We start from the raw sequence: 13,075 nt of genomic DNA, 5'->3' as shown, positions 1-13,075 counted from the left end.
GCTCGTACAGACTGCCGGGAAACACGTGAGCGAGGGTGGGCGGCCGGGATGGGTGAGCAGAGCGTGCGGTGGGGGATCCTGGCGACGGGCGGGATCGCGGCGGCGATGGCGGCGGACCTGGTCGATCTGCCCGACGCGGAGATCGTGGCGGTGGCCTCGCGGTCCCCCGAGTCGGCGGAGGGGTTCGCGGAGCGGTTCGGAATCGGGCGGGCGTACGGGGACTGGGAGTCGCTGGCCCGCGACGAGGACGTGGACATCGTGTACGTCGCCACCCCGCACTCGGCGCACCGGACGGCCGCCGGGCTGTGCCTGACGGCGGGGCGGAACGTGCTGTGCGAGAAGCCGTTCACGCTCAACGCCCGCGAGGCCGGGGAACTGGTCGCGCTGGCGAAGGAGCACGGCCGCTTCCTGATGGAGGCGATGTGGATGTACTGCCATCCGCTCATCCGGCGGCTGACCGCGCTGGTCGCGGACGGGGCGATCGGCGAGGTGCGGACCGTGCAGGCGGACTTCGGCCTGGAGGGGCCGTTCCCGCCGGCGCACCGGCTGCGGAACCCGCTGCTCGGCGGGGGTGCGCTGCTCGACCTGGGGGTGTACCCGGTGTCGTTCGCGCACCTGCTGCTCGGCGAGCCGGACGGTCTTTCGGCGCGAGCGGTGCTCTCGGAGGAGGGCGTCGATCTCCAGACGGGTGCGCTGCTCTCGTGGGAGAGCGGCGCTCTCGCCTCGGTGCACTGCTCCATCGTCGGCGGCACCGGCACCACGGCCTCGGTCACCGGCTCGCAGGGCCGGATCGACGTCCCGGACGGCTTCTTCAACCCCGACCGCTTCGTCCTGCACCGCGACGGCCGCGACCCCGAGGAGTTCGTCCTGACCCCGGAGGACGGCCCGCGCAACACCTTCCGCCACGAGGCCAGGGAGGCCATGCGCGCGGTCCGCGCCGGCGACCAGGAGTCCCCCCTCGTCCCCCACGACAGCACCCTCGCGGTCATGCGCACCCTGGACACCCTGCGAGAGCAGATCGGCGTCCGCTACCCGGGCGAGGCGTAAAGACGCCCCCGCACTGCACGCCCCCCGCTGAACGCGCCCCGAAAGGGGCGCGGGGAACTGCGCGACCAGCCCCCACGGCGCCGCGGACAACCGACGGCCTGGCTGACGCGGCCCTCCCAGCGGAGCGCCTACGCTGCGACCCCATGGACACCAAGCAACCAAAGATCGCGGTCGTCACCGGCGCCGGTTCCGGCATCGGCCGCGCCGTGGCCACGGAACTGCTGCGCTCCGGCTGGTCGGTGGCGCTCGCCGGCCGGCGCGCCGCACGGCTGGAGGAGACGGCGGCACTGGCGCCCGGCGGCGCCTCTCTCGCCGTACGGACCGACGTCTCGCAACCCGACGACGTGGCCGGGCTGTTCGCGGCGGCCGTGGACCGGTTCGGGCGGGTGGACCTGCTGTTCAACAACGCGGGGACGTTCGGACCGGGCGGGGTGGCCGTGGAGGACCTGCCCTACGAGGCGTGGCGGCACGTGGTGGACACCAACCTCAACGGGGCGTTCCTGTGCGCGCAGGCGGCGTTCCGGCAGATGAAGGAGCAGGACCCGCAGGGCGGGCGGATCATCAACAACGGGTCCGTCTCGGCGCACGCGCCCCGCCCGCACTCGGCCGCCTACACCGCGACCAAGCACGCGCTGACGGGGCTCACCAAGTCCCTGTCGCTCGACGGGCGGCCGTACGGCATCGCGGTCGGGCAGATCGACATCGGCAACGCGGCGACGGACATGACGGCCCGGATGGAGACCGGCGCGCTGCAGGCGAACGGGGTGATCGCCCCGGAACCGGTGATGGACGTGGCGGACGTGGCGCGGACCGTGCGGCACATGGCCGAGCTGCCGCTGGCGGCGAACGTGCAGTTCGCGACGGTGCTGGCGACGGCGATGCCGTACGTGGGCCGGGGCTGAACCGCCGTTCAGTCGGACAATCCACAACCTGCACAAGCGGAATACCGACGTCCGCGATAGTGCGGCCGGTGACGGGCCTATGCTCAATTCCCCTCCACCAGAACTTCACAGTTGAGGCTCTGGCATTCCGTAGACCGCCGGCCACACCGAGGGGGGAGGCGGCAGCCGTTCCACCGGACCGGGCTGGGGGTGGACCCGTGTGGGACCGCGGGTACGCACCGGTGGGTGGAGCGGCTGCCGCGTGACGTCAGCCCGCCGTCGGGCCGGCTGGACCCGACGGTGGGTCACCCGAGTCGGGGCCGGCCGCGGCACCGGCCGCCCGCCGGCGCCGGCGCAGCGCCCACGCCCCGGCGCCCAGCAGCCCGAGCGTCAGCGCCCCGCCCTCCGCGACCCGCCACGGCGACGGTCCCGACGATCCCGAACCGGCGGCGGCCCCCGTCCCGGCCGCCCCCGCGGCCCCCTTGCCCCGCCCCGACGGACTCGCGCTCGCCCCGCCCTCGCTCAGCGGATCGACCAGCGCGCCCACGGACTGCGCCGAGCTCCCCTTCCCGAAGCCCCAGTCGAGCAGCGCGGCGGTCTGCTCGTACACGGCGTTGGTGGCGGGGTCCGGGTGCATCACGGTGACCAGCAGGGTGCGGCCGTCCCGGGTGGCACCACCGGTGAAGGTGTTGCCGGCGTGGCTGGTGTAGCCGTTCTTGACGCCGAACAGGCCCTTGTAGACGTCGAGCCCCCAGGCGCCGGTGAGCAGGCGGTCGGTGTTCTGGATCTGGAAGGTCTTCTTGCCGCCCGCCGGGAAGTTCGCGATGCGCGTGCCGCAGTAGCCGCGGAAGTCGTCGTCCTTCAGCCCGTGCCGGGCGAAGAGGGTCAGGTCGTACGCCGACGACAGCTGGCCCGGGTGGTCGAAGCCGTCGGGGCTGACCACATGGGTGTCGAGGGCCTGGAGGTCGGCCGCCCTGGCCTGCATCTCGGCGACGGTCTTCGCGATGCCGCCGTTCATGTGGGCGAGGACGTGCACGGCGTCGTTGCCGGAGCGCAGGAAGACGCCCTGCCACAGCTGCTCGACGGTGTAGGTGATGCCGGGCTTGATGCCGACCAGGCTGGAGCCGGCCGGGACGTCGGAGATGTCGGTGTCCTTGACCCTGTACCGCTCGGTCCGCTCGAACTTCTTCAGCACGGTGTCCGCGAACAGCATCTTCAGGGTGGAGGCGGGCGCCAGCCTCCGGTGCGCGTTGTACGAGGCGAGCACCTCGCCGCTGTCGCAGTCGGCGAGCAGCCAGGCCCGGGCGGTGATCTTCCTCGGCAGGCCGGTGGCACCGCTCACCTGTACGCCCCCACGGGCCAGACGCTCGCCGCCGATGACGGTGGCGGCGGAGGCGGGGGTCGCCGCGGACACGGGAAGGGCGGCGGCCGTCAGTCCGAGGACGGCACGCCTGGTCAGCCGAGAGGAATCGCGCACCTCGGGACCGTACACCGCGTCCAGCGGGGCTTCGCCGCGCGGACCCCCTCCCTGGCATATGAATTTGCTGTCTTATGAAAGTTTGCTGAGACATCCCGGTTTCTCAGCTCTGACACATCTTTTACCCAGGGCCGCTCAAAGGTTCCTCCCTAGCTTGAGCCCGCGCCCACGGCGGGCGCCAAGAACCTTCGAGGAACGGGATGTTTGGCATCTATCTCAAGCGCGAGCTGGGCCGCAGGAAGAAGGCGGCGCTGGTCATCGCTCTGGGTCTGGCGCTCGGTATCGCGCTGGTCATCACGGTCGACTCGGTGTCGGCCGGCATGACCCAGGCGCAGGACAAGGTCCTCAAGTCGCTGTACGGCCTGGGGACCGACATGACGGTCACCAAGGCCCGTACGGCCCCGGCCTCGGGCAGCTCCGGCGGCCCGAACTTCACGTTCGACGCCAAGTCCGGCAGCAGCTCCACGCAGAGTTCGGACCGGGTGCGGACTCAGGGCGGTCAGGCCCTGAAGTCGTCCCTGGTCACCGAGGTCGCCGGCCAGAAGGGCGTGCAGAGCGCGGTCGGAGCGCTCTCCCTCAACGTCACCAAGGTCGACGGCTCCTTCACCCAGGGCAAGGCGAAGTCCTCCACCGGCAGCAGCGGCCAGGGCGGCCCCGGCGAGGGCAGCAGCTCGGGCGGTGCGCCGCAGGTTCAGGGCGGCGGCGCCGACTTCGACGTCAACAGCTACTCCGTGGTCGGCGTCGACGTGGCCCACCAGGGCCTCGGCCCGCTGTCCACCATGAAGGTCACCTCGGGCACGACGTTCACCACCGCGCAGACCGGCTCGAAGGTCGCGGTGGTCGGCACGTCGTACGCCAAGGAGAAGAAGTACAAGGTCGGCTCGACCTTCAAGATCTCCGGCACCAAGTTCACCGTCATCGGGATCGCGACCCCGGACAGCAGCGAGTCCGACACCGACGTGTTCGTGCCGCTGAAGGTCGCGCAGACCCTCGGCGACGCGAAGAACCAGGTCACCACGATCTACGTCAAGGCGACCGACTCCCAGCAGATCTCCACCGTGAAGAAGGAGATCACCGCCAACATCTCGGGTACGACGGTCACCACCTCCGCCGACCTGGCGTCCACCGTCTCCGGCTCCCTGTCCACCGCCTCCAGCCTGGCGACCAGCGTCGGCAAGTGGCTGTCCGTCGCGGTCCTCGCGGCGGCCTTCCTGGTGGCGGCCCTGCTGACCTCCTCCGCGGTGTCCCGCCGGGTGCGCGAGTTCGGCACCCTCAAAGCGCTCGGCTGGCCGTCCCGCAACGTCACCCGCCAGGTGGTCGGCGAGTCCATCGTGAACGGCCTGATCGGCGGCGCCCTCGGTATCGCCCTCGGCGTCGGCGCGGCCTACGCGGTCACCGCGATCAGCCCGAAGCTCACCGCCCAGCTGGGCAGCTCCGGCGGCGGTGGCACGGGCGGCGGCCCGGGCGGCGGCGGCCCCGGCCGGCAGGCCTCCCAGCACACCCTGGAGATCGCGCTGTCCGCGCCGGTCTCCCTCACCACCATCGCCCTCGCGGTCGGCCTCGCGGTCACCGGCGGCCTGATCGCCGGCGCGATGGGCGGCTGGCGCGCCTCCCGGATGCGCCCGGCCGACGCCCTGCGCAGCGTCTCGTGACCCCCCGGCCTCGCCCCCTTACGCCTCTGACGGCAGAGCACCCAGTGGAGAACCCCATGTACCGACTCACCGGAGTCACCAAGCGCTACACGCGGGGCAAGGAGACGGTCGAGGCGCTGCGCGGCGTCGACCTGACCATCGAGGACGGCGACCAGCTCGTCATCCAGGGCCCGACCGGCGGCGGCAAGTCGACGCTGCTCCAGATGATCGGCGGCCTGGACCGCCCGACCGAGGGCAGCGTCCTGCTGGACGACGTCGACCTCGCCAGGGTCGGCGAGACCAGGCTCACCCGGCTGCGCGCCGAGAAGATCGGCATCATCTTCCAGGCGTTCAACCTGATCCCGACGCTCACCGCCCAGGAGAACGTCGAGACCGCCCTCGTCCCGCTCGGCGTCAAGCCGGCCGAGCGCCGGGAGCGCGCGGCGGAGGCGCTGCGCTCGGTGGGTCTCGGCGAGCGCCTCGGGCACGCCCCGTCCGAGCTCTCCGGCGGCCAGCAGCAGCGCGTCGCGATCGCCCGCGCGCTGGTGAAGAAGCCGAAGGTGCTGCTCGCCGACGAGCCGACCGGCAACCTCGACGAGGGCACCCGGGACGGCATCATGGCCCTCCTCGAAGGCCTGTGGCACGAGTACGGGCTGACCTTCGTCATGGTCACCCACGACTCCTCGATCGCCCGCCGCGCCCCGCGCCTGGCCACCATCGAGGCCGGCCGGATCACCCTCACCGAGCAGGGCGGCGGGCAGCGGTACGCGCAGCAGGCGGCCGGGTACACGGGTCAGCCGCAGCAGGCGCAGCACGGGTACGCGGGTCAGGCGCAGCACGGGTACGCGGGTCAGGCGCAGCACGGGTACACGGGTCAGCCGCAGCACGGGTACACGGGTCAGCCGCAGCAGGCGGGCTCCGGTCAGCAGCCGTACGCGCAGCAGCAGTACGGCGGCGGCCAGGCTTACTGACCGCCGTCGCCGAGCGGCGCGGGGCCGTTCACCGCCCGAGGAGCCGGTCGATCTCGGCCAGCTGCCCGGCGGTGAGCGGCCCCTTCGCGATCGCCCCGGCGTTCTGCTCGGCCTGGGCGACGGACCGGAAGCCCGGGATGGGGACCGTCCGCGGGCTGCGGGCCCAGATCCAGCCGAGGGCACCCTGGGCGAGGGTCCGCCCGTCGCTGGTGAGGACGGAACGCAGGGCCTCGATCCGCTCGACCCACGCGGGATCGGCCCCGTCGCCGTTCCCGAACCCGGGCAGCCAGGCCGGCGGCCTGCTGCGGATGTCGCCGGCCGCGGCCCCCGCCCGCCGGCCGCCCAGCAGTCCCATGGCGAGCGGGGAGCGGTTGATGGCGGCGAGGTCGAACTTCTCCGCCGCGTCCAGGAGTTGCGGCGCGTCCTGGAGCACGTTCAGGGCGTGCTGCACGGCCGTGCAGTGCGGTCCTTCGGCGAAGACGGCGGCGCGGGCGGGGTCGTCGGTGCTCCAGCCGTAGGCCCTGATCAGCCCCTCGCCGACCAACTCCTCACAGGCGTCCCGGAGTTCGGCGGCGCGGGCCGGGTCGGCGTCGGAGAGGTGGAGCTGGTAGAGGTCGACGTGGTCGGTGCCGAGGCGGCGCAGGGAGGCGGTCAGGGCGCGGCGGACGTAGGCCGGGGAGTCGTCGTGGCCGGTGAGGGTGCGGGTCTCCTCGTCGAAGACGTTGCCCCACTTGGTGGCGACGACGACCTCGTCCCGGCGCCTGCCGAGGGCACGGCCCAGGACGCGCTCGCTGTGGCCGGCGCCGTAGGTGTCGGCGGTGTCGAAGAAGGTGACGCCGAGGTCGAGGGCGCGGTGGACGGCCCGTACGGACTCCTCGTCGTCGACCTTGCCCCAGCCGAGCGGCTGCCCGGTGGCGTCCTGCCACTCGCCGCCGATGGCCCAGCAGCCGAAGCCGAGCGCGCTGACACGGATGCCGGAACGGCCCAGGGTCCTGGTGGTGCTGTCGGTTTCCATGCACGTGACGCTAGGAGTTGGAGCGCACCCGAGGACAAGGGATTTCCCGGTCCGTTTCCGCGCCCACCGGGTTTCTACGCCTGCCCGGTCTCGAAGCGGGAGATGCGGCCGTCGTCCTCGACCGTGAAGTCCCAGCGGGTGGCCATCTCGCCCCAGGTGTCGTTGCGGTAGTGGGCGAGCAGGGAGCGGCCGCCGTTGGACTCGTTGTCGACGTCGATGTGGCCGTTGGAGGAGAAGATCTCCTGGTCGATCCAGTCGTCGAGGTTCCGGTCGGAGCCGTCGTCCGCCATGGTCGCGTCCGGGGTGAGGAGCTTCACGAGGCCCTCGCGGTCGCTGGCGTTGACGGCGGTGACGAAGGCGCGGACCGCCGGGTCACTGAGCTTGGCTGTCTTGATCGTCATGGCAGCCAGCGTCACACCGGCCCCATCCGCCCGCCACCCGCCCGCCACCCGAACGGCCGCGCGGACGGGCCGAGCGGGCGTGCCGGGTGCGACGGTGGAGACCCGCGAACCGCATGCCGCCGATGGGAGCCCCTGTGACCCGCTACGACCGACGTGACGTGGGCCTGCTGCTGCTCCGGCTGGGCACCGGCGGGGTGCTGGCCGCGCACGGCACCCAGAAGCTGTTCGGCTGGTTCGGCGGGGGCGGCCTCGAGGGCACGGGCCAGTTCATGGAGTCGGTCGGGTACGTGCCGGGGACGCGGAGCGCGCTGGCGGCGGGGCTCGCCGAGGCGGGCGGCGGAACGCTGCTGGCGCTGGGCCTCGCGACCCCGGCGGCGGGAGCCGCGGCGGCGGGGGCGATGGCGGGTGCGGCCGCCCTGCACCGGCCGAACGGCTTCTTCGCCGCGGAGGGCGGCTACGAGTACGCCGCGACCCTGGGCCTGGCCACCGCGGGCCTGGCCGTCGCGGGCCCCGGCCGCCTCTCCCTGGACCACGCGTTCGGGCACGTCCTCGACCAGGGCTGGATGGTCCCGGCGGCGCTGGGCGTGACGGCGGCGGTGACGGCGGTGGTGATCGGGGCGCGGAACCGGCGGGTGCGGCGGGCGGCGGAAGGGGAGCAGGAGGCCCTGTTCGAGGAGTAGCGGAGTGCGGGAGTGGAGTGGCGCAGGAGTGGAGGAGTACCGGCGGGGTGGGGCGGGGCAGGCTACGGGCCATGACGGAACAGCGGACACCGCCCTGCGATCCCGCCGCCCTGTGGAGTTCCATCGAGGACCTCTGGACCTGGCTGGACGCCAACCGGAGGCACGGCGGCGAGACCGGCGTCGTGCTGCGCATGCTCAAGCTCACCGAGGAGGTCGGCGAGGTCGCCCAGGCGGTGATCGGGGCGACCGGCCAGAACCCCCGCAAGGGCGTCACCCACACCTGGGAGGACGTGCAGGGCGAGCTGTGCGACGTGGTGATCACGGCGCTCGTGGCCCTGCGGACGCTGACGCCGGACGCGGCGGGGGTGTTCGGGCGGCATCTGGCGGGGGTGACGGAGCGCTCGCTGGGACCGCGGGAGCCGTAGGCGCCGCACCTGTCCCGGCCGGAGAGCGGGACAGGTGCGCCGGGTGGGCCGGGGGCGAGTGCCGCGGCCGGGTGCCCTAGGCTTCCGCCCCGGCCTCCGGCGTGTCGGGGCCGTCCGGGGACGACAGGGTGTAGAAGACCGCCCGGCCCTGCTTGGTGCGCCGGGCCCGGTTCCGGGCGACCAGGTTCTCCAGCGTCGTGCGGATCACCGTCGTCTTGATGGTGCGTCCGGGCTGAGCGGCCCTGATCGCCTCGGCGACGTCGGTCGCGGAGCGGGGCTCCCCCTGCTCGGCGAGGTAGGCGTGGACCGCCTCGACCAGGCTCGGCTTCGGCTCCGCGGGGCCCTGCTTCGGGACGGCACGGCGGTTCGGCGTGGGCTCGGTCCGCTGGTGGGGCACGACGGCATCGGTGTCGGCGTCGGCCGCTGCCGGGGCGGGGGCTGGGGCGGAGACCGAGGACTGCGGGGTGAGCGCCTGCTGCAGCCGCTCCAGCACCACCCGGTTCTCCCGCACCGCGCGCAACTGCTCTTCCAGGGCGGCGATCTCGGTGGCCAGGCGGTCCTGTTCCTGGGCATTGACTTCGAGGTCCCGCGCGATCCGCGCGCTGTACTCGGACGCCAGCTCGGTGCCGGGTGACTCGGACATACGGTCGGACCTCTCCTCGATGTGCTCCGCACGGGGACGCCGATGTGCTCCGCGCGGTGAACAGCGTACGCACACCGGACGTCCCACGGGCGTGACGCGGGCCGCAGGTGTCCCAACCGGCGGCGGTGGCCCGTTCGATGACGTCGACGACCGCATCGGACGTGACACGTGGGCGGCAGCGCCGCCTCGCCGCGCCCACTGTACGAGGCCGTGTCGTGTGCCGTACCCGCAGGACGACCCGGTCGCCCTTTCGGGCGTACGCGCCCGCCCTCCGCCGGTGTGGCGCACGCCCCTTCGGCACGTCCGAGCGGCGAACGCCTCACCGGTCCCGGCCGGCTCGTCGGGCGCTCGGCGGAACTGGCGCTCCTCGACGGGCTCTTGGGCTCGGCCGCGGCGCGCGGCCGGGCACTGATGTCCCGTCAGGAAGCGGCAGGGGCGGCGGTGGCCGGCCTGATCGTCGCGCGGATGTGCTTCATCAGCGGCTGGTCGCTCTGCTCGCTGTAGTCGCACAGGGCGATCAGCACGTTCATCTCGGGCATGTACCCGGCCGCACAGCCGCGCGGGAGGTCGTACGGGATGGCGAGGTACCCGTTGAGCACCCGGGTACTGCCGTCCTTGGCCGTGCTCTCGATGTCCACCGGATCGAACTCCGCGATGCCCCGCTCCCGCATGTCGGCCGCGTTCATGAAGACGAGGGTGCGGAGGTTCCTGATCCCCCGGTAGCGGTCGTTGTCGGAGTAGATCGTGGTGTTCCACTGGTCGTGGGAGCGCATGGTGCCGAGCGCCAGGGTCCCCGGCGCGGGTACGACGTCGGGCAGCGGCGCCGAGGAGAACTCGGCGAGCCCGGTGGCCGTACGGAAGACCAGTTCGCGCGCGGGCTGCCGGATCCGGAACCCCAGCGGCAGCCGCACCCGCCGGTTGAAGTCCTCGAAGCCGTCGAGGACCTGGGCCATCGTGTCGCGGATACGGTCGTAGTCCTCGACGTACCAGGCCCAGGGCGTGGTGCTGTCGGGAAGCGCCGCGCGGGCGATCCCGGCGATGACGGCGGGCTCGGACAGCAGGTGCGAGGAGGCCGGCTTCTTCATCCCCACGGACAGGTGCACCATGCTCATGGAGTCCTCGACCGAGGTGGCCTGGACGCCGCACCGCTGGTGGTCCTTCTCGGTCCGGCCGAGGCAGGGCAGAATCAGCGCCTGCCGGCCGTGCACCAGGTGGCTGCGATTGAGCTTGGTGCTCACCTGGACGGTGAGTTCGCAGGTGCGCAGGGCCTCGTAGGTGGCGCGGGTGTCGGGCGCGGCGAGGGCGAAGTTGCCGCCCATGCCGACGAACACCTTGACGTCGCCGCGGAGCATCGCCTGGATGGTGCCGACCGTGTCGAGACCGTGTTCCCGGGGCGGATCGATCTCGCACACCGCGGCGAGCCGGTCCAGGAACTGGCCGGCAGGCCGGTGGTCGATGCCGCAGGTCCGGTTGCCCTGCACGTTGCTGTGCCCGCGCACCGGCGAGGGCCCGGCGCCCTCCCGCCCGAGGTTGCCCCGCAGCAACAGCACGTTGACGATCTCCCGTATGGTGTCGACCCCGTGCTCGTGCTGGCTGACGCCGAGGCACCAGCTGACGATGGAGCGGTCGGCGTCCCGGTAGATCCGGGCGGCGCGGAGGATGTCGGCACGGCTGACCCCGGACTGCCGCTCGATCTCCTCCCAGGAGGTGGTCTCGCACGCCTTCCGGTAGTCCTCGAAGCCGCTCGTGTACCGGTCGATGAACTCCTGGTCGAGTGCCTTGGGATCGGCCCTGGCCTGGTCGAGGACGGCCTTGGAGATCCCGCGCAGCAGCGCCATGTCACCGCCGACGCGCACCTGGAGGTTGAGGGTGCCGGTGCGGGTCGAGTGGCAGGCCGCCATGTCCACGAAGTCGTGCGGGATGATCGTCCGTCGCGAGGCCGCCTCGATCAGCGGGTTGACGTGCACGATCTGGGCACCGCGCTTGTAGGCGTCGGCGAGGGCGGTGAGCATGCGGGGCGCGTTCGACGCGGCGTTCACGCCCATGATGAAGAGCGCGTCGGTGGCGTCCCAGTCCTGGAGATCAACGGTCCCCTTGCCGGTCCCCAGCGAGGCGGTGAGGGCCCGCCCGCTCGCCTCGTGGCACATGTTGGAACAGTCCGGAAGGTTGTTCGTGCCCAGCTCACGGGCCAGGAGCTGGTACAGGAAGGTGGCCTCGTTCCCGAGCCGCCCGGAGGTGTAGAAGGACGCCTGATGCGGACTGTCCAGGCCCCGCAGCGCCCGCCCGACCAGGTCGAACGCGTCCCGCCAGGAGATCGGCACGTAATGATCCGACTCGGCGTCGTACACCATCGGTTCGGTCAGCCGCCCCTGGTCCTCCAGCGCGAAGTCACTCCATTCGGCCAGCTCGGCCACGGAATGAGCGGCGAAGAACTCCCGCCCGACCCGCTTCCGGGTCATCTCCCAGGTGACGTGCTTGACCCCGTTCTCACAGAGATCGAGCCGCAGCCCCTTCGTGTCGTCGGGCCAGGCACACCCGGGACAGTCGAACCCCCCGTTCTCGTGGTTCATCTTCATGATCGCCCGGGGCCCCTCGACGAGCGCCCGCTCCCGCAGCAGGAACTTGCTCACGCTCTTGGCAGCGCCCCAGCCCGCGGCGGGATGGTGATACGGATGAAAGAACGGCTCCCCGTCGGGGCTGGGCCCCACCTGCTCCTCGACCGCCCCCGGCTGTCCCGGACCTGCCGACCGCATCGGCTTCTGCTCGTCGTGGGAGGTACTCACGGCTCTCACCCTTCGCCGGCGCGGGGAACACACCGCCGGGGGCAGCGGCGTCTTTCTCATGCTAGGCAGGGTGTTCCGGGGAGGCGAGGCGATCTAGGTGTATTGACCCGCAGGATCGTTGACGCGGCTGATGGGTGGTTGGCCGTCGAGTGCGGCGTGGCACCGGCGGTAGTTGCAGGTGTGGAGGAAGTCCGTCAGGGCTTCGGTGCGTTCGGTGTTGCACGAGTACGGGCGCACGTATGCCCATTCGTCGAGGAGGGTGCGATATAGGCGCTCGACCTTGCCGTTCGTCTGCGGGCGATAGGGGCGCGCGCTTATGGACGATGCAGGTGGCGCTGAGAGTCCGGCGGAACAGGCGGGATCTGTAGCAGGAGCCGTTGTCGGTGAGGACGCGCTCGAGGGTGATGCCGTGCTCGGCGAAGAAGGTCTTCGCGCGCTGCCAGAAGGAGGCCGCGGTCTCTTTGCGTTCGTCGGTCAGAACCTCGCTGTACGCGAGCCGGGAGTGATCGTCGACGGCTGTGTGAACGAAGCTGTAGCCGGTCACGGGACTGCCGCCCCTACGCACGTCGGTTGTGGCCTGCCGATTGCCCGCGGCCTGCTGGCGGGGCATGATCCGGTGTCCGCCGCCGTCTGGAATGTTGCCGAGCTTCTTGATGTCGACGTGGACCAGTTCGCCGGGATGTGATCGTTCGTGGCGTCGGATGATCTGACGGGTGGGCCGGTCCGTCCAGCGCAACCGGTTCAGGCCCTAGCGGGTCAGGACACGGTGGACCGTCGAGCTGGGTATGCCCAGGACCGGGCCGATCCGTGCAGGACCGAGCTTGCGGTCGCGCCGTAGCTCGCAGATGCGATTCTCGACATCGGCCGGGGTTCGGTGCGGTGTCGTCAGGGGTCGACTGGAACGGTCATACAACCCCGGATCGCCTTCGGCTCGCCGGCACGGACCCATTTGTGGGCTGTGGTGTGAGAGGTGCCCGTTTCTTCGGCGACGTGGGCGATGGGCCTGCCAGCGCGGACCCGGTCGACGAGGAGCCGTCTGCCGTGGATGGTCAGCCGGGCATGGGGGTGGGGCACGGGGAACCTCTGGGACGGTGCGGAATCTGATGCGGAGTCCGAGTTTG

At 71.9% G+C, this 13,075-nt stretch carries 10 protein-coding genes and 2 pseudogenes; 6 read left to right on the top strand and 6 right to left on the bottom strand.

All coding sequences use genetic code 11. The annotated features are described in order from the left end of the window. Window positions 1–48 precede the first annotated feature (48 nt). On the top strand, window positions 49–1,047 hold the full coding sequence (locus tag BLW82_RS30550) for a Gfo/Idh/MocA family protein (protein ID WP_093503704.1): 999 nt from the start codon (window positions 49–51) through the stop codon (window positions 1,045–1,047). 143 nt (window positions 1,048–1,190) lie between these two features. Further along, on the top strand, window positions 1,191–1,949 hold the full coding sequence (locus BLW82_RS30545) for an SDR family oxidoreductase (RefSeq protein ID WP_093503702.1): 759 nt from the start codon (window positions 1,191–1,193) through the stop codon (window positions 1,947–1,949). Between the two features lie 247 nt (window positions 1,950–2,196). Here the strand turns inward: BLW82_RS30545 and BLW82_RS30540 are convergent, their stop codons facing one another. Continuing rightward, window positions 2,197–3,405 carry a D-alanyl-D-alanine carboxypeptidase family protein gene (locus BLW82_RS30540; RefSeq protein WP_177233123.1) on the bottom strand — a complete coding sequence of 403 codons (1,209 nt, stop codon included), beginning with the start codon at window positions 3,403–3,405 and terminating at the stop codon, window positions 2,197–2,199. 200 nt (window positions 3,406–3,605) lie between these two features. On the opposite strand from BLW82_RS30540, the gene BLW82_RS30535 reads away from it, so the two are divergent. Both BLW82_RS30535 and BLW82_RS30530 read left to right on the top strand, forming a co-directional pair. Further along, entirely contained in the window at window positions 3,606–5,057 is a 1,452-nt protein-coding gene (locus BLW82_RS30535; protein ID WP_093503698.1) for an ABC transporter permease, read from the top strand. A 56-nt stretch (window positions 5,058–5,113) separates the two neighbouring features. Further along, window positions 5,114–5,785: pseudogene (locus BLW82_RS30530) on the top strand (ABC transporter ATP-binding protein); the annotation flags it as partial. 250 nt (window positions 5,786–6,035) lie between these two features. Here BLW82_RS30530 and BLW82_RS30525 read toward each other — a convergent pair. Both BLW82_RS30525 and BLW82_RS30520 read right to left on the bottom strand, forming a co-directional pair. Beyond that, window positions 6,036–7,022, bottom strand: coding sequence for an aldo/keto reductase (locus BLW82_RS30525; protein WP_093503696.1), 987 nt, complete (start codon window positions 7,020–7,022; stop codon window positions 6,036–6,038). 74 nt (window positions 7,023–7,096) lie between these two features. Further along, entirely contained in the window at window positions 7,097–7,423 is a 327-nt protein-coding gene (locus BLW82_RS30520) for a hypothetical protein (protein WP_093503694.1), read from the bottom strand. A 134-nt stretch (window positions 7,424–7,557) separates the two neighbouring features. Here BLW82_RS30520 and BLW82_RS30515 point away from each other — a divergent pair, with 134 nt between their 5' ends. After that, the gene (locus tag BLW82_RS30515) at window positions 7,558–8,103 is read left to right on the top strand and encodes a DoxX family protein (protein WP_093503692.1); all 546 of its coding nucleotides are present in this window, start codon (window positions 7,558–7,560) and stop codon (window positions 8,101–8,103) included. 71 nt (window positions 8,104–8,174) lie between these two features. Next, window positions 8,175–8,528, top strand: a complete 354-nt coding sequence (locus tag BLW82_RS30510; protein ID WP_093503690.1) for a MazG-like family protein — start codon at window positions 8,175–8,177, stop codon at window positions 8,526–8,528. Window positions 8,529–8,604: 76 nt separating this feature from the next. On the opposite strand, the gene BLW82_RS30505 is transcribed toward BLW82_RS30510, so the two are convergent. The 3 genes and pseudogenes from BLW82_RS30505 to BLW82_RS30495 all read right to left on the bottom strand — a co-directional run bounded on the left by BLW82_RS30505 (window position 8,605) and on the right by BLW82_RS30495 (window position 13,028). Continuing rightward, complete coding sequence (locus BLW82_RS30505; protein ID WP_093503688.1) at window positions 8,605–9,171, bottom strand: hypothetical protein; 567 nt, start codon at window positions 9,169–9,171, stop codon at window positions 8,605–8,607. Between the two features lie 419 nt (window positions 9,172–9,590). Beyond that, window positions 9,591–11,924 carry an FdhF/YdeP family oxidoreductase gene (locus tag BLW82_RS30500; RefSeq protein WP_093508371.1) on the bottom strand — a complete coding sequence of 778 codons (2,334 nt, stop codon included), beginning with the start codon at window positions 11,922–11,924 and terminating at the stop codon, window positions 9,591–9,593. Between the two features lie 123 nt (window positions 11,925–12,047). Further along, a pseudogene (locus BLW82_RS30495) lies at window positions 12,048–13,028 on the bottom strand (IS481 family transposase). Window positions 13,029–13,075: the final 47 nt, after the last annotated feature.

Source organism: Streptomyces sp. Ag109_O5-10 (assembly GCF_900105755.1).
Lineage (GTDB): Bacteria > Actinomycetota > Actinomycetes > Streptomycetales > Streptomycetaceae > Streptomyces.
The sequence above is the reverse complement of the archived record's forward strand: the minus strand, read 5'-3'. Positions and strand labels throughout refer to the sequence as shown.

Excerpts from the sequence above, each read along its gene's own strand:
- BLW82_RS30550 (WP_093503704.1), top strand. The coding sequence starts at position 49 with ATGGGTGAGCAGAGCGTGCGGTGGGGGATCCTGGCGACGGGCGGGATC.
- BLW82_RS30545 (WP_093503702.1), top strand. The coding sequence starts at position 1,191 with ATGGACACCAAGCAACCAAAGATCGCGGTCGTCACCGGCGCCGGTTCC.
- BLW82_RS30535 (WP_093503698.1), top strand. The coding sequence starts at position 3,606 with ATGTTTGGCATCTATCTCAAGCGCGAGCTGGGCCGCAGGAAGAAGGCG.
- BLW82_RS30525 (WP_093503696.1), bottom strand. The coding sequence starts at position 7,022 with ATGGAAACCGACAGCACCACCAGGACCCTGGGCCGTTCCGGCATCCGT.
- BLW82_RS30520 (WP_093503694.1), bottom strand. The coding sequence starts at position 7,423 with ATGACGATCAAGACAGCCAAGCTCAGTGACCCGGCGGTCCGCGCCTTC.
- BLW82_RS30510 (WP_093503690.1), top strand. The coding sequence starts at position 8,175 with ATGACGGAACAGCGGACACCGCCCTGCGATCCCGCCGCCCTGTGGAGT.
- BLW82_RS30505 (WP_093503688.1), bottom strand. The coding sequence starts at position 9,171 with ATGTCCGAGTCACCCGGCACCGAGCTGGCGTCCGAGTACAGCGCGCGG.
- BLW82_RS30500 (WP_093508371.1), bottom strand. The coding sequence starts at position 11,924 with ATGCGGTCGGCAGGTCCGGGACAGCCGGGGGCGGTCGAGGAGCAGGTG.